Source organism: bacterium (assembly GCA_016703265.1).
Classification (GTDB): domain Bacteria; phylum Krumholzibacteriota; class Krumholzibacteriia; order LZORAL124-64-63; family LZORAL124-64-63; genus CAINDZ01.
Window position 1 is genome coordinate 509096 of record JADJCK010000004.1, and the last position, 15530, is coordinate 524625.

The 15530-nt window shown below is 64.2% G+C and carries 16 protein-coding genes and 1 pseudogene; 14 read left to right on the forward strand and 3 right to left on the reverse strand.

The features are described 5' to 3' along the window. The first annotated feature begins 7 nt into the window (after positions 1-7). Positions 8-526: a hypothetical protein gene (locus IPG61_09580; GenBank protein MBK6734327.1), complete on the forward strand. Its 519-nt coding sequence runs from the start codon at positions 8-10 to the stop codon at positions 524-526. A 15-nt stretch (positions 527-541) separates the two neighbouring features. Continuing rightward, positions 542-814 carry a hypothetical protein gene (locus tag IPG61_09585; GenBank protein ID MBK6734328.1) on the forward strand — a complete coding sequence of 91 codons (273 nt, stop codon included), beginning with the start codon at positions 542-544 and terminating at the stop codon, positions 812-814. Positions 815-994: 180 nt separating this feature from the next. On the opposite strand, the gene IPG61_09590 is transcribed toward IPG61_09585, so the two are convergent. Genes IPG61_09590 through IPG61_09600 form a run of 3 tightly spaced genes read right to left on the reverse strand, consistent with a single transcriptional unit; the run spans position 995 to position 3809 of the window. Further along, complete coding sequence (locus IPG61_09590) at positions 995-1321, reverse strand: type II toxin-antitoxin system RelE/ParE family toxin (GenBank protein ID MBK6734329.1); 327 nt, start codon at positions 1319-1321, stop codon at positions 995-997. After that, on the reverse strand, positions 1318-1593 hold the full coding sequence (locus IPG61_09595; protein MBK6734330.1) for a type II toxin-antitoxin system Phd/YefM family antitoxin: 276 nt from the start codon (positions 1591-1593) through the stop codon (positions 1318-1320). Before IPG61_09595 ends, IPG61_09590 begins: the two co-directional genes overlap by 4 nt. Before the next feature lie 56 nt (positions 1594-1649). After that, a complete protein-coding gene (locus tag IPG61_09600) occupies positions 1650-3809 on the reverse strand; it encodes an SEC-C domain-containing protein (GenBank protein MBK6734331.1) in 2160 nt (719 codons plus the stop codon). 412 nt (positions 3810-4221) lie between these two features. Between IPG61_09600 and IPG61_09605 the strand changes: the two genes are divergently transcribed. The 12 genes and pseudogenes from IPG61_09605 to IPG61_09660 all read left to right on the forward strand — a co-directional run bounded on the left by IPG61_09605 (position 4222) and on the right by IPG61_09660 (position 15369). Then, a complete protein-coding gene (locus tag IPG61_09605; GenBank protein MBK6734332.1) occupies positions 4222-4887 on the forward strand; it encodes a hypothetical protein in 666 nt (221 codons plus the stop codon). Positions 4888-5130: 243 nt separating this feature from the next. Then, positions 5131-5757 (forward strand): DUF4433 domain-containing protein, encoded by a 627-nt coding sequence (locus tag IPG61_09610; protein ID MBK6734333.1) that lies wholly within the window; start codon positions 5131-5133, stop codon positions 5755-5757. 14 nt (positions 5758-5771) lie between these two features. Beyond that, positions 5772-6826: pseudogene (locus IPG61_09615) on the forward strand (macro domain-containing protein). Next, positions 6796-7149: a hypothetical protein gene (locus tag IPG61_09620; protein ID MBK6734334.1), complete on the forward strand. Its 354-nt coding sequence runs from the start codon at positions 6796-6798 to the stop codon at positions 7147-7149. Before IPG61_09615 ends, IPG61_09620 begins: the two are co-directional and overlap by 31 nt. A gap of 212 nt (positions 7150-7361) precedes the next feature. After that, positions 7362-7511, forward strand: a complete 150-nt coding sequence (locus IPG61_09625; GenBank protein ID MBK6734335.1) for a hypothetical protein — start codon at positions 7362-7364, stop codon at positions 7509-7511. Positions 7512-7910: 399 nt separating this feature from the next. Further along, complete coding sequence (locus IPG61_09630; GenBank protein ID MBK6734336.1) at positions 7911-8138, forward strand: hypothetical protein; 228 nt, start codon at positions 7911-7913, stop codon at positions 8136-8138. 510 nt (positions 8139-8648) lie between these two features. Then, positions 8649-8975, forward strand: coding sequence for a hypothetical protein (locus IPG61_09635; protein MBK6734337.1), 327 nt, complete (start codon positions 8649-8651; stop codon positions 8973-8975). Positions 8976-11167: 2192 nt separating this feature from the next. After that, positions 11168-11701, forward strand: coding sequence for a hypothetical protein (locus IPG61_09640; GenBank protein MBK6734338.1), 534 nt, complete (start codon positions 11168-11170; stop codon positions 11699-11701). A gap of 291 nt (positions 11702-11992) precedes the next feature. Further along, the gene (locus tag IPG61_09645; GenBank protein MBK6734339.1) at positions 11993-12292 is read left to right on the forward strand and encodes a hypothetical protein; all 300 of its coding nucleotides are present in this window, start codon (positions 11993-11995) and stop codon (positions 12290-12292) included. Positions 12293-13799: 1507 nt separating this feature from the next. After that, positions 13800-14450 carry a M48 family metalloprotease gene (locus IPG61_09650; protein ID MBK6734340.1) on the forward strand — a complete coding sequence of 217 codons (651 nt, stop codon included), beginning with the start codon at positions 13800-13802 and terminating at the stop codon, positions 14448-14450. Between the two features lie 49 nt (positions 14451-14499). Next, positions 14500-14799 (forward strand): hypothetical protein, encoded by a 300-nt coding sequence (locus IPG61_09655; GenBank protein MBK6734341.1) that lies wholly within the window; start codon positions 14500-14502, stop codon positions 14797-14799. Positions 14800-15033: 234 nt separating this feature from the next. Further along, positions 15034-15369 carry a DUF3024 domain-containing protein gene (locus tag IPG61_09660; protein ID MBK6734342.1) on the forward strand — a complete coding sequence of 112 codons (336 nt, stop codon included), beginning with the start codon at positions 15034-15036 and terminating at the stop codon, positions 15367-15369. Positions 15370-15530: the final 161 nt, after the last annotated feature.

Sequence of the window (15530 nt, forward strand, 5' to 3'; positions counted from 1 at the left end):
GACGATCATGAAGCTCCATTCGACAATCACCGCGTTCATCGTCGCCTGCGCGGCCGGGGCGGCGCTTGCCGGCCTGGGAATGGCTGAGCCGACTGACGCGTGGATGGTCAAGCAGCCGGCGGTCATCGTCGGCACCGTCTTCCACGTGGCGCCCACGGTGCCGCATCCACATCCGCGCATGCACCCGCGTCCGGGTCAGCTCGAGGCCCGGTATCCAAGCTCGAGGGCTCGCATCGCCATTGTCGAAGTCCTGCAGAACAGGACCGAGGGCGCATTGGCGGCCGGCGATACCATCGATGTGTTCTTCGTGACCGAGGATGGGAGCGAGTTGATCGCTGATTCGGATATGGTCAGGACTATCGCATTTCTCGCCTGCGAGCCCGACTTCTCGTCGGGAAACCATGGCGCCGAGATCCTGGAGTGGGTGGGCGGCGAGTGGTACTGGAATTGTTCGCTCTACGATGCGGCGAGGGTGAGAGAGGCGTTTCGGGTGTACGGTGAAGATCCGTCGCGTCACGACAGATAGCCTCGACAGGAGCAGATGATGGATGATCTGGGTTCACGCATTCTCGCGGTCATCGTCGTCAACGGTGCCATCGCCGTCGTGCAATGGTTGGTGCGGAAGCAGATCCCGACGATCGGCCGCGACGGCCAATTCGGGATCTACCTCATTCTCATGCCGCTGGGATTCGGCATGTGCGGGTGGGATCTGCCGTACCTGGCCATAGCGCCGTTCGTTCTGGCCGGGTTGGCGACGCTTCTTTATGCGATGAAGAAGCAGCTGGTGACTGCGCAGGGATCGTACCGGCCATGACCTTCGAGATGCGGACCGGCATGGCGTGACTGAAGGCAGGTGTTGGCCATGTCATTGAGGCGGCCGGTGTGTTTGCGCTGACTGTTCGCGCGGCGACCCCGTGCTGTTCCTGTACGTGTACGACTTCGGCGAAAACTGGGAGCACATGGTGGCGCTGGGGGGCATTGATGCCTCCATCACCTACTGCAACAACCGCCCCAACAGCACGTCCTCCACATTCCGCCGCGAGTCGATGACGGACAGGACCAGGACCCGGCGCCCTTCGACCCGGTAGATCACCCGCCAGGGTGCGACCACGACTTCCCGATACTGCGAGATGCCCTGTCTGAGCAGTTCGGGGACGATGCGGCCCTGCAGCGGTGACTGTTTGAGCCGGGCCGTTCGGTTCCTGATCCGGGTCAGGACCTTCAGGGCGGTGCCCGGGCTGTCATCGGCGACGTAGAGGATGATTCCCAGGAGGTCGTTCTCGGCGACGGCGGCCCAGTGGACCTCGAAGGACCTGGTCATTTCCCGTCGACCGCCTTGGCGATCCTGGCGAACACCTCGTCCTGGGAGCGGACACGGTCCCGGCGGACGTCCTCCTCGCCTTGCGAGATCAGCTTCATCAGGCCCAGCGCATAGCGCATGTCTTCGTAGCTCTTCGCATCCTGGAGAACCGCGCGGGGCTCGCCGTTCTGGGTGATGATCACCGGGCGCTGGGTGTCGTTCACCTGCTTCAGGAGGTCCGCGGCCCTCGTCTTCAGGTAGGTGACGGGGCGAATGTCTTTCTTCAGGCTCACCTGGGTTACCTCCGGATCGGGTGGTGCCATATATGATACCTTATTCGGTCCCATCGTCAAGACCGCCCACCCTTACCCTTCTCCACCGCCACACAAACCCGATGCAACCGCCGCATCACCTCGTCATTGCCGTGCAGCAGCATGATGGCGCGGTTCAGGATCGTGATGTGCGTCGTGCCGCTCTCGTGCTCGATCTCAAGGCGGTCGACCTGCACGGGAGAGCCCGCGCGCGCATCGCCGTACTCGCCCTCCAGCTCGGTGATGCGGTTGTCGAGCACGGCGCAGCGGAGTTCGCGCGTCACGTTGGGGCCGGCAAAGACGATTTCCGCGAGCTGCGCCTCGTCGCCGGGGCGGCGCTGGAATCCCGTCACGAGGCTGATGCGCGCGATGGGCGGCAGGTTCGGGCGGTCGCCGAAGTCGTGTGCCGTGCCCTGCCAGTTGTGGATCTCGCCGACATCACCGCAAACCGGGCACGTCCAGTGGATGTCACCGCGCGCGGCGTCCTGGTGCGCGAGCAGTTCGCCGGGGCAGGGTTTGCGACCGGGGCGGCGCCGGCAGGGGATCGGCGTCGGCACGGGAGTGGCCGAGGCGACGGAACTGGCCACCTCGACGATGGACTGCAGGTGCCGCGCAACACGGGGCAACGTTGCGCCGGTCGAGCGGCCCGGCTTCGGCAGGAAGTGCCGGAGGTCTGCAATCGTCAGCGCCGGCGCGGACGACGCGGGCAACTCACGGTCGAGACCGAGGTCGCGCCGCAGCGCGTCCAGATCGGGGCCGGGCACGCCCGTCTGCTCGATGCGACCCGCGAATTCCAGCAGGAGGGCCTCCAGACGCTCGCGACCGGCAGGCGTGCGGGCTGCCTGGCGGGGCGTGTCGCCGCGCAGGGCCGGCAGAGATTTGTCGGGCCACGCGGCCCAGTGCTGGCGCGCCAGCTTCTCCATCAGGGCGCGCGCCTCGGGTGACCGCTCAAGGGCCTCTTGCTCCTGCTGCCGCTTCACGGCCTCGGGCGACCGGGCATTGGCGCGAGCGGTCGCCTGCAACTGTTCCATGGACTCGATGACGGCGCCCTTGAAGCGGGCACGATCGCCCAGCCGCACGGCGATCTGCTCGCGGGCGGCATCGGCCCGCTGTTGCGAGTTCACCTGCACGGAAAGGCGGCCTTCGGACAGGTCGAGGTTTGCCAGCACGGTGTTCTGCATGGAGCCGCCGGGACGCGTCGGGCGCAGCCACGGGATCGAGGCGAAGACCAGCGCGCCGGCCTCGTCGCGCTCGAACGTATCGGCGAAGACCCCGGCATCGTCTTCGCCCGTCAGTGGGAGCAGCGCGTCGAGGGCCTGCTGCACCGTGCAGCGCAGCTCGTAGTCCAGGCGTGTCATCTGCAGCGGGTCGCCGTCGGTGTTCGTCAGGGCCGGCGGGGCGGGGTCCATCTGCTCCCGGCGCAGGGCCAGGTAGAGGTCGCGCAACTCAACATCATGGCGACGCACCAGATCGATCGGCTTGCCGCGGCGGCGCAGGATCAGGTCGCGGGCCTCCAGAATCATGCCCACCCGGTTGCCGGGCAGGACGATCGGTGCGCAGCCGAGCATCACCGATTCGCCGTCGAGACTGACGATCTTCGTGTAGATCACGTTGCCCGCACTGAGTGTCTTCGAGGCCTGCCGCTCCTGCACGGTGACGTCGCGCTTCAGCAGCAGGTCCCGCAGGTCGAGCCGCAGGCCGGGCTCGACCGCCACCACCTGGCAGAAAGTGTACGGCTGGGTGCAGGCCTCTTCCAGCCAGCGCCGCTCGTACGAGTCCAGGTCGCCGCCGCGCCTGGCCATCAGGTGGCGGGCCGGCGTGACGGCGGGCAGCGCGTCGCCCGTCGCCGTGGTGACCCGGCCGTCCGGACGCCGGCGGCGCCGTGCCGCATGGCGACCCGGTTCCCAGTTGAACAGCAGCCAGGCGACGAAGGCGGCCTCGAGCTCGGGCCACTCTTCTGCGTCGGGCGCCTCGTCGGTCCACAGCGTGTATTCGTCCCACCCCAGGTCGAACGCCACCCGGCCGTAGTCGCGGTGGAAAAGCGCCATGATCCGCTCGACAAGCTCGCCCTCGGTGCGCCGCATGCGCAGCCAGCCGGCCTCGACGGGAGCCGCCGTCACTTGTTGCTTCGGCAGGCAGCACTTCTTGTACTTGCGGCCGCTGCCGCAGGGGCAGGGCTGGTTGCGGTCGATGGACATTCGGGGCTCCTGCGAGGGTGATTCGCGTCACAAACTTGGGACGCCTTGCGCCGGCGCAAGTGACTGGAAATCAACAAAGACGACCTCACGGCATGTGAGTGGGTCGGCGGCCCGAGTCTGTCGGGCGTCATTCCGCAACCACCATGCCGCAAGGCGTATTATAGTCGGCCGGCGGCAGGCTGTCCCGCCCATGAAACCGCGGAGAGGAGCGACCGTGTTCGAACGCGCCATCATCCAGGTCAGAGGCCCGCCGGGGCAAGACCGCCCTGATCGAACTGTTGATCCGTGCCTTGGGCGATGAAGAAGTGGCCTGTGTCCGCGGATGGCGGATGCCACCGCACGCGACGCCTCCGAGAGCGCGCCGGAAGGACACCCGGAACTGGAACGTTGACGCCGGGCCGGAGCGTCGGCCGTGGCGCTCTATCGATTCGATCCCGGCAATGGCACGATCGCCGACGACTTCCATGCGACCGACACGATGGCCACGTTCGCCGGGGTGATGGTAATCGAGGGTGACAGCCCGGTGGAAACCGTCGACCTGGAGGTATTCGTCGCGCGGCCGCCCGGGCCGGGCTCGACGCTGCTGCAGCGCGCACGGCGCGACGTGGTCGCCGAACGGCAGGCACAGTTCGATGCGATGATGCGGACGCTGGCGACCTCCGACCGCCTGCTCGGCGGTTCGGGCAAGCACAAGCTGGACCCCGAGGTGGCGGCCGAGGCGCGCCGGGCGTTTGCAAGCGCCCCGGCCGACGAAGGCGCGGCCGCCGAGAAGTGGCAACTGGCCGAGGGATACGCAGGCCTCGAGTGCGCCGAACTGGTCATCGCCAACCTGTTCAGCCCGGACGAGCAGGCGCTGGCAGCGCCGTTCCTGCGCGAAGTGGCGCGCCTGCGCAAGGACCAGGACGTGTTCGACGACGTGATCAGCTGGCGCGGCTCGCGCGTGGCGATCACGGCCGTGGCCGGCAACCTGCTGGACGCGAAGGACCCGGGGTTGCGCAAGGCGGTGGCGAGGGTCAGGCGGGCGGTGCGGGGGCGGGGGTGCTCCGAAGGTAGTTTGGGATTCCGGTCGATGGGCTGACGGACGCGAGCGCCAACGCAGGTGGCGAATGGTCAACATGCAGAATTAAACAACAAAAGAGGCAGCGAAGACGTCAAAGAACCATCGCAAACACCCGGCGTGGCGATTTCAGAACAGCCGGAAGCAGCAGTGTGGGAGTATATACATCCGGACGGCAACCGCCTGCGGAGTTGCCGCAACAACCTGACCGTTACCAACCAGTTTCCCCAGGCCGAATATGAACGCCCGAGCACAACCCTCGCCATCTACCACATCACCCACGTGGACAATCTTGCCGCGATTGTCGCCAGCGGTTGTCTGCTGAGTGACGCCGCGATGGCTGCCAAAGGAGGGCCGCAGCGGTCCATCGGCATGAGCAGAATCAAGCAGCGGCGCCTCGAGGAGATCGTGGTACCGCCGCATCCGGGGACCCATGTCGGGGACTACGTTCCGTTCAATTTCTGCCCTCGATCGGTTATGCTGTATGTGATCCATCGCGGGAACGACGCGGATCTATCCTATCGCGGGGGTCAGTGGCCCATCCTGCACCTGCGGGCGGACGCGACGCGGGTCATCGATTGGGCCGAGGCCGAGGGCGGCCGTGGGCCCTCTTCGTTTACCAATGCGGGGAACAGGCTGGCGGAATTCAGCGCGCGGCGGCAGGACCTGGACCGACTTGACCGGACGGCCATCGAGTCGCTGGACTTCCGGGACCGGGCCGTCAAGGAAGCCAAGCAGGCCGAGTTCCTGATCCACGACCGACTGCCGTTCGAGTTCATCGACAAGATCGGTGCCGCGACGGACACGGTGCGGGGTCAGGCCCTCGAGATCCTGGCGGCAAGCGGCTACGAACCGAACGTCGAGACCACGCCGACGTGGTACTACCGATGAAGGGAGGATCAGCGTTGATCGAATCGAGGACAGGCGACCTGCTGGCGACCGACGCCGAAGCTCTCGTCAATACGGTCAATTGCGTCGGCCACATGGGCCGCGGCGTGGCGCTGCAGTTCAAGAAGTCGTGGCCGGCGAACTTCCATGCCTACGCCGCTGCCTGCCAGCGCCAGGAGGTGCGGCCGGGCCGGATGTTCGTGTTCCAGACCGGGCAACTGACCAACCCGCGGTTCATCATCAATTTCCCACGAAAGCGGCACTGGCGCGGCAAGTCGCGCCCTGGAGGATATCGATTCGGGACTCGTGGCCCTGGTTGCGGAGATCCGGGCGCGCGGCATAAGCTCGATCGCGCTGCCGCCGCTGGGCGCGGGACTCGGGGGCTGGCGTGGGAAGAGGTCAAGCCGCGCATCGAGCGTGCGCTGGGCGACCTGCCGGGCGTCCGCGTGATCCTGTTCGAGCCGCGCGGGGAGCCAGCGGCCGTCGTCCGCGCGCAGCCGGGCAAGGCGCCGCCGATGACTACGGGTCGAGCGGCGCTCATCAAGTTGATGGAGCAGTACCTCGGCGGCCTGATGGACCCCTATGTCACGCTGCTCGAGGTGCACAAACTCATGTACTTCATGCAGGCCGCCGGCGAGCCCTGCGCCTGAACTTCACCAAGGGCTACTACGGACCCTACGCCGAGAACCTGCGGCACGTGCTCCATGCGATCGAGGGGCACTACGTCACGGGCTACGGCGCCGGCGGTGACGACCCCGATAAGCCCCTCGAGCTGCTGCCGGGAGCCGTCGCCCTTGCGACCGCGTGCCTGGACGGCCAGGCGGCGTCACTGGCCCGCTTTGATCGCGTTGCGCGCCTGGTGGACGGGTTCGAGTCGCCGTCGGCCATGGAGCTGCTGGCCACCGTCCACTGGATCATGGCGCGGGAAGCCCCATCGGATCTGCAGGGGCTGGTCGAGTCCGTTCACGCCTGGGGCGAGGGCAAACAACGCTTCGGGGCCGCGCAGGTCGGGCTCGCAGCAGGGGTGCTGCGGGAGCAGGGATGGATTGCGGGCGGCGGGTCGGCGGCGTGACCTCCCCGGATTCGCTTGCGCCGGCGCAACTTCGAGTTTGGGGCCCGACGCCCCCACGGGCTACGCCGAATTGCTCGCCCCGGAACATATGGCCGATGCGCCAGTCTTTCCTCGAATACCACGACAAGCCAATTCTCGCACCATTGGTTAGAGAAATCAGCTGGGCCAAGAACCGGGTCATCATCGGCCGCGGCAAGGAAAAGACCGTCGTGGAGCATGCATTGCGCACCGCGACGCGCCCGCTCGGGGTGGCGACCTACACGGTCGTGCCGCACCTGCCGGAGGACTACACTGAATGCGCCACAAATGTCGCAGTCTCGTGAGCACTTGCGCCGGCGCAAGTGGTCGCGCCTCAAAAGATCCACCAAGCCGGACCGCTGGAATGCTCGCCGGCATCAAGCAGAAGATCCAGCGACCCGGGACAGGCAGGCTCAACAGGAGCACATGATGAATGGCCCGGGCGCGCGCATGCTCGCGGTCACTCCGGGCCGCCGGCATACGGGCCCTGGCGTTGAAACCGCCGGCGCGTTGCGCTATGATCCACGCCATGGCCGATGACCATCCCGCCCCGATCGCCGATGATGCGATGAAAGGGGTCCGCTATGCCGTTTGTCAGACGCTCCTGCCCGAACTGCGGCACCCCGGTGGGCGCCAGGCGCTATTGGCTGCTCAACTGGTGGGGTGATCGCTGGGCCTGCCCCGGATGTTCGCACGTCCTGAAGTTCAGCACCCGACGCAAGATCCTCGTGGCCGTGCTCAACCTGCCGGTGATGGCGGCGTACGCGTACGCGCTCGTGACGCACGAGTGGTGGGTGGCGGTGGTAGCCATCGGGTTGGGGCGCTGGTGGCGAGTCTGGATACTATGGAGCTGGCGGATGGGGCGCGGGGGATGGGGTTGTGGGGGCGCAGGTGGGGCGGGGGGCGGTAGAGGGTTCGTGGATGACGTGGGCGGCACTATTGAACCAGGTGCTATGCAGACGGAGACCGTCAGGCGTGTCATTGACACAGCTCCAACTACGCTAGAACCTGCTCGCCTGAGGGTAGGTTCATGGTTCGATCACAACAATTCCAACGGGGAGCCAGTGTGAAGAATCGTGCGGTACTTGAACAGGGGGCAATGGTGGCGATAGGCGTGTTCCTGGCCAATGCGATGTTCTTTCCCCTCATTGGAGAGGAATCCCTTGCTCGCGGTCTGCGAAAGGGCGTCATCACTGCCGGCCTTGTCCTCGTGGCCTATCTAGCGATCGCGCTCCTTCGGCCGGCCAAGCGAGATGCCGGCGCGGTCGAGCGTCAAGGCGTCCCGAGAGACTAGGTGGCGCTCTGGAGTTCGTGAGGCGCTTGATGTCGCATCCCTGGCTGGCGCACAACGAGATTGGCGCGCAGCCCAACGCTCATCCGGCGCCGCGGATGCATAACAATAGCGTGCAGCGGACGAGGCCACTTGTCACGTCGCCTGCTTGCGCAAGCGTCGCGCCGAACGCGCCTACTGCCGGAGCAAGGTGTTATGCGGCCTGACACGGGTCGCCACTATAGGGGCTACAGATGCGACACGTACTGATCTTGATTCTAGTTCTTGTGTTTGCCTCCGCCGCGGCCGCCGGCGAATCGTGGATTGCGGTCGGCCTCGGGAGCAGCTCGTATTCGCTCGAGGGCCTGGCTGACGGCACCACGAGCTATCGCGGGTTCACCCCTGATTCGGGCCAGCTCGAATCCGGCAATCTGGTTCGGGCGGGGGTCGGCGTGGCACTGGGGAGGTCTGGGCGGCGGGCTTCGTCTATGAACGCTGCAGCGCGGTGTCACCGGACATTCCGCGGACTACAGCGTGGACGGCCAGGTGCCGCTGGATATCTGGAAAGTGGCCGGCGAACGCTTTCTGTTCTGCCGGGGATCCCTTCGCGTCGGTGTCGGTGCGGGATTCGGCGTCGCGCACCTGGCCGCATCCGCGGATTTCACGAACGCGGCCGGGTACACCAGGAGCGGGTCGGCGGATGCCGTAACCGCGCTGTTGGATGCTCAGTTGACCCTGGATTGCTCCGTTCTCAGGAACCTCTCCATCGTTGCGGCATTGGGCGCACGCCCGCGACGTTCGACGAAATCCGAATCGGCTACGCGTCGCTTCAGCGGGATTCAGACGGCAGTGTGGAGTTGAAGCAGACTACAGCGGGTGGTTCATTCTCGCGGGTTTGAGGTGGCAGTTGCCGGCTTCGATGGTTGGCATCTGAAGGACAGCTGCATTCCTGCGTGGAGCGGACGCAAGGCCAGAGCTTGCAGCAGACGAAGCCGCCGTTCACGGTGCCTGTTTGCGCAGGCGATGCGCCGACATCGCCCACTGTTGAAGCAAGGTGGTCAACGAATCCTGAGGCCAAAACCATGTCCCTGTTCCTTGTCGTCTTCGTAACCGCAGGGTTGTTTGTATGTCGCGCTCGGCGTGCCGCTCCTGCGCCGACGGGTGAAGCGCAATGCGTGGTACGGGTTGAGTCGGCGAGACCTTGGCAAACGACGAAGTGTGGTACGAAAGCCAATGCGGCTTGCGGGAAGCAGTTCATCATTCTCGGCGCCTCAGAGGCTCTGCTCGCCATTGCGCTGTACTTCGTGCCTGGTCGGATCGGAACACTACGCACTGACCTTGTCCGGCGTCGTCACTGTGAGCACGATGATCTTCGCATTCTGGGGAATCGCGACGGCCAAGGAGATCAGCAAGCGCGTACTTGGCGGCGGCGCGAAAGACGACCGAAAGAGCCCGCCGTTGTAGGGTGCGGCCCGCGCCAGGCGCGCTAACCGCTGAAGCCAAGTGCCAGATCAGAAGGGTAGACTCCGAAGGGAGATATCCGCGAACTTCAAATTGCTCCCGCAATCCTATTCGCGACCGCGGCTCTCGAGGGTCTGGCGTTTGCCGGCGACACGGGCCCGCAGACGGCCGAAATGCTTCCGTTCACGATCGGCATCGAGTTCACGCCGGAACAGATCGCCGTTACCGCGCTTGATGGGGGCGGGTGGGCGCTCCAGTACGGATCCGACGGGGAAGGCAGCAGGAGCTGCTACGTCTCGCCCGGTCGGGTGTCGGGCGGGTGGACCCCCGCGGATATGCGCCAGTACTGCTGAGGTCGAGTTCGGCGTCGACGGCATTACGCTGACCTCGTTGCGGGGTACGAATTGGGCGACCCTGGGGTACAGCTGCGGTGATGCGTCGCCGTGTCGGGTCGTGGTTACGGAGAACGGGGTGAAGGGGCAGTAGGGCGTTGGTGCGAGTTGTTGGCGGCTAAGAGCGCTGATTGGGTCGTGGCTGGATGAATTGCGCCGGCGCAAGTGGGATCGGCGCAACAAAGCGCACACGATGACAAATAATGAATCGCCGCGGCTCAAAATTTCCATCATTGGTGTCGGGTGGGCGGGACACCTGGGACACGCACCCAAAGCTGCGTGTCACATTTCGGTTTGGCCCACAGCCCGCGACGGCCGCCTTAGCTGCTGAAGCCGGGTGTTGGGCTTCGGTTTGCCACAAGATGCACAGACCGCTATGAACCGCGGGCCGGAACCCAAGAGGAGTTCGGTGCGATGAAGATACGAGGCTACGCCGCATGCATCGTTCTTGGCGCTCTTTGCGCCAGTGCTGTAGCGGCCCCCGTGGACCACAAATCGCCCAGTGGAATTGCGGCAGTAGCTCCGCTCTTTGGCGAGTTGACACTTACAGATACACGTGGCGAGATGCTTGAGCTTCCTGTGTTCGCGCTAAGCACCAGCGGTAGAGTCTATCGCGTCGACCATGCTGGAGGACTAGCGCCGTACAGTTTCGGGGACGAGAAGCAGGCCGAATGGCCGGTCGACTTCGCATCAATAGTTGATTGGACACCGGCTGCAGTCAATGTTCCCTGGTACGACCCACCGATAGTCACACGTGGCACCATACTGACGGCTGACGGTGTCAGGTGGATCCATTGCGTCAAGAAGATCTCTGGTGGCTGGGACATGCCGGGAGAGATTCAGATGCAGTACGAATGGAAAAAGTTGACGCTGCCTGCGCGATAGCGGCGACGCGAGCGCTTGGGGCCCCAGGTGGCGGGACTGATGGACGTTGGTAGGCTGAGATCGGGATGCGCTTGCACCGCCTGGCCAAAGCTTGTAGCTGACGAAGCCGGTTGCCACGGCCCGTGCATGTGCACGGCCAGCGCCAGCAGTCTTCGCTGATGAAGCAAGGTGGTAGACCAATGGAAGGCGAACCATGGCCTTTGCGGATATTACGTCGCGGCAGGCAATACTCGACGCGGTCGCGGAATACGACCAACTCGGGCAGGCCGCGTTTCTGGATGCAAGTACGGCTTCGGGCAGTCGACAGACTATCTCTTGGTCGTAGGCAACCAGGAATACGACTCAAAGGCGATTGTCGGCGCGGCTCATGGATACCAGTTCCCTGAGTCCGGACCACTGGACCGAAGAACCTTCAGTGGCGGCAAGGCTACGGTAAAGCCATTGCTGGAGCGCCTGGGGTTCCGCATCCGGAAGATCAGCATACAAGACATGCCGTTCGCGTTCGCAGAGGAAGTTGCAGACTCGCCGATCCTGGTAGAGGGTGCGACCCACCTCATCACGGTCAACGCGTACGAGCGCAATGCCGTTGCGCGCAAGAAGTGCATCTCCCACGGGGCGGCTTGTGCCGTCTGCGAAATGAGCTTCGGCCTAGTCTATGGTCCTGAAATGGCCGGGTTCATCCATGTCCATCATCTGCGACCGTTGCACGAGATCGGTGATTCGTATGAAGTCGATCCGATAGAACATCTGCGGCCGTGTGCCCAAACTGTCATGCAGCGCTGCACTGGAGGCCGTGTGCGGACCATTGATGAAGTCCGAGCCCTGATGAATAAGCAAGCCAATGGCTAGCCAGTGCCTACAGCAGGCGAAGCAGCCTGCGTGCGCAGGGCGGCGCCAGTTGTGTCCGATTCTGAATCGGGTGTTGGGGCCGAAGGGATGTCATCGTTGGAAGCTGCGGATGGGGGCGGATTCTGGATTGGGGCGTTCTTGTTGGTGCTATTGTTGGGAACGTTAAGAACTCTGCCGGCAGATCAGCGGGGTCCGGCCGAGGCATTGGTGCGTGCGCGTGGGACGTACCGGAATACTCCGGGTGTTTCACGGCCTGGCAGATTTCCAAACACCACAAAGAGAGGTTGTCCAATGGCCAGGAGATTCATGTTTGTCTGCTTCGGCATTCTCGCGTTGGCTACTGCTTACGCAGTCGGTGCAGATAATTCTGTGGCGCAGGTCGGCGGCAGCAATGTCGTTCACAGCTTCAATGGAAATGGTGGGGCGTTGTGTGTCGTGACCGCAGATGGTGACATCTATGGGCGAGCTGGGTTCCCTGAGAATGGGGGCAGTGGTATTATGGGTTGGAGCCAGAGCGGAGAGTGGACTCATCTGGGCAACGTGTTCAGCGGTGCCGTCGGCAACCAACAACGAATTCCCTCGGCGACGTGAAGGGCCTGTTCAGGTAGTATGCCGCACCATGTCCGAGCTTCTTGCAAGTAGTGTAGGACCTTGTGGGCTGGGGTTCGTTTACAGGCCGCGTTCCGATCCGCCGCTCTTGGCATACGCACCGTGCCGCCAGGTGGGGCGCACCACCGGCAATATCGGATCATGTGCCATGCGTCTCTGCACCGCCGAAGGAAAAAGCAGAGACGGAATGAGTCTCGACGGGCAAGCTCCCTTGTGGGTGGAAGGCCAGGCCGGGCGGCACGTGAGAAATGCCGTCTCAGGCGAGCGCCGCGGTTGAACGCAAGCGCCCAGATAGGGCACCAGGTCCTTGGGCAGTATAAGCGAAGCGAACTTTGGAAAGAGCATCTGAGCAGCCTGAGAGCGAATCGACCTTCAAGCCCCAGACTGCCGGATACTTAGGAACACGCAATCGAAAGGACGATCGCAGTGCGAAACACAATCTCCACTTTGTTTCTGATGGCGCTGGCCTTTAGCCCCTCGCTTGCGGTACCAGTGGATCCCGTTGCGCCGAGCGGAATCGCGGCCATTTACACCAGCTCAGGCACCGAGTTAACCTATTTCCCCGTGATGATTCTCTGTACCACGGGTGACATATTTCAGCTGCACAGCAACAACTCCTGGGTACACATGTCTGGCTTCCCCGTCTCGCTTCCGGTGGCAGTCTCCGAAGTCGCCGATTGGGGGCCGCGTCACGTCCGTCTGCAGAATGGTAGTTTCTATGTTTTCACGAATTCACAAGAATGGCAGCTAGTCGGCGGCGGCTCAGTGGCGATCCCGTGCACGGCGCAGACGCCTAACGAGACGACGACTCTCGGTAAGACGAAAGCGCTGTTTCGGTAGCGTCGAGACGAGAATGTGATCCTGCGCGTTGGTGATTTGGTACTGCCCCAATGGGATTCTGAGAAGGAATGCACAGATGAGACGAAAATCCACCGCACTGCCGAAGAGTGCCCTGTATCACAGTCCTCTTGGCAGCCGCAGCACCCCGCTGCTGCCCAGGCCAAAGACGACCCCGTCCCGTCCTGGTCCATTTCCGCGACGGCCCGGCCGACACCCTGAAGGTCGACAAGTACGACCGTGGGCACCGGGTCTTCCGCTTCAAGGACGGCAAGACGAAGCTCGAGCACGATGTCCGCGCCATCGCCGCCCTCAGCTTCGGCGCACACGAGGCGCCGCTCGATACCACCGATGCTGCGCACGACCTGCTGTTGATGGCCGATGGGCGCCGCCTGGTCGGGTACTTCCGCGGCATCAGCGACGATGACGTGCGGTTCTGCGAGGCGCGGGTCGGGGAGCAGACGGCCGGCAGTGGCAGTGTGGAAATCCCGCGGGGCGAGGTGCAGCGGATCGTGTTCGGGCCAGGGGTGCTCGATGTCGATCGGCACGATTACGGGACCGAGTTCAATGTGCTCGGTGACGAGATGGAGATCGCGCTGGCGATGAGTTTTGCCGGGGAGATTGCGGCCAGCTCGCCAGTGCTGGGGATTCGCTGGTCAGCGCCTACGTCAACGAGCTGGGGCAGAAGATTGCGGCGGCTTCGCAGCGGCCGGACATCGAGTGCAGCTTCTCGGTGCTCGACTCGAAGACCGTCAATGCGTTCACGGTGGGTGGGGGGCAGGTCTTCATCTATCGCGGGCTGATGGAGTGCATGGGCAGCGAGGCGGAGCTCGCGGGGATCATTGCGCACGAGGTGGGGCACATCGTCGGCAAGCACACGGCGAAGGGGCTGACCACCCAGCTGATCATGGCGGGCATCGTGAGCGGGGGCGCGGAGCTGCTGGGCGGGGACAACGAGAAGCGGCGCGCGGCCATCGAGGAGGCGGGCGGGGTCATCTCCTTCCTGCGCCAGGCGAAGTACTCACGGGACGATGAACGCGAGGCCGACTTCCTGGCCGTTTACAGCCTCTACCGCCTGGGCTACGACCCGGCGGCCATCAACGATGCGTTCGAGACCTTCCGCAAGCTGGGGGGCGATCCCTCGCAGCTGGAGGTCTACTTCCAGGATCACCCGGCACCGGCCGAGCGCATCGAGAACACACGCACCGAGCTGCCGAAGCTGAACCTGACGGGACTGCGGACGGATTCGGCGGCGTTCGCGGCCGTGAAGGCGCGGCTGGCCGAGTTGGAGTATCGCTGCTGAGCCGGTCGCTGGAAGCTGGAGACCGTGGTAGCGGCTGCGGCCAAGGGGCGTGTTCACCGTTCAGATGCCGGCCGATGGCGCCAGCGAATGTACGCTGGTTGCGCGCCTGGAAGCTGCCGGCGGCTCGGGCAATGACGTGCGCGTGCTGCTGTTCGATGAGGACAACTACCTGAACTGGTCGAACGGTCACGCGGCCAAGGCGCTGTTCGACGGCGGGCAGACGACCGTGACGCATCTGACGGCGGAGGTTGAGCCGGGGCGGAAGTACGTGCTTGTGCTCGACAACTCGTTCTCTTGGATGGCGGACAAGAGCGTGGTGGGGGAGTTGTTTGAGCAGTTCAGGGAGTAGGGTGTTGTGCAGGCGCAAGTGGAGCAAACTCAAGAAAACGCGCAGAACAGCAACACGCGAAGCGACTGCATATCAAATTTTCCACCCTTGATGTTGAGTGGATAGGACACGTGGGACACGGCGGCGCAGGTGTGGCACAATGGAGGGGCCGTGGGCGCCAGCATGGCCGGCGACCTGGGGGCCGGTGAGGCCCTGAGCGATACGCCATGACGACCACCACAGCCGGAGACAGGGATGGCCTTCGCCGAGATCGAGCTCGCGCGCGTGAAGAAGTTCGTGGGCGGGTTCTGCGAGAAGCGCGTGCCGGTGGAGATCCGCGACGAGTTGCGGCTGGAGTATTCCGTCGACCGGCATGATGTCTTGCTGTATGAGGTGCGGCCGCACTGGAAGGATCCCGCCGAGGAGCTGCAGACGCCGGTGGCGAAGTTTCGGTTCGTCAGGTCGGCGGGGGAGTGGCGGCTCTTCTGGATGCGCCAGGGTCTGAAGTGGCATGCGTATGAGCCTTGCGCTTCGAGTCGGCGGTTGGAGGAGTTGGTGGAGAGGGATGAGATTGGGTGTTTCTTTGGGTGAGTCGACATTAAACAAGACTGATTGTGAAGTGTATCAATCCGCACCGCTTTTGACCAGCGTCCCGGGCTTCAAAAATGAGGGACGAAGTACCGGATGCCCCTTTACTCGGAGCACTACGGAATGCTACATGGACTTGAGCATCGGCTTTGTGACGATGTTTT

Coding starts and splice junctions, on each gene's coding strand:
- IPG61_09580 (MBK6734327.1), top strand. CDS start 8: ATGAAGCTCCATTCGACAATCACCGCGTTCATCGTCGCCTGCGCGGCC.
- IPG61_09585 (MBK6734328.1), top strand. CDS start 542: ATGATGGATGATCTGGGTTCACGCATTCTCGCGGTCATCGTCGTCAAC.
- IPG61_09590 (MBK6734329.1), bottom strand. CDS start 1,321: ATGACCAGGTCCTTCGAGGTCCACTGGGCCGCCGTCGCCGAGAACGAC.
- IPG61_09600 (MBK6734331.1), bottom strand. CDS start 3,809: ATGTCCATCGACCGCAACCAGCCCTGCCCCTGCGGCAGCGGCCGCAAG.
- IPG61_09620 (MBK6734334.1), top strand. CDS start 6,796: ATGGATTGCGGGCGGCGGGTCGGCGGCGTGACCTCCCCGGATTCGCTT.
- IPG61_09625 (MBK6734335.1), top strand. CDS start 7,362: ATGATCCACGCCATGGCCGATGACCATCCCGCCCCGATCGCCGATGAT.
- IPG61_09645 (MBK6734339.1), top strand. CDS start 11,993: ATGGCCAGGAGATTCATGTTTGTCTGCTTCGGCATTCTCGCGTTGGCT.
- IPG61_09660 (MBK6734342.1), top strand. CDS start 15,034: ATGGCCTTCGCCGAGATCGAGCTCGCGCGCGTGAAGAAGTTCGTGGGC.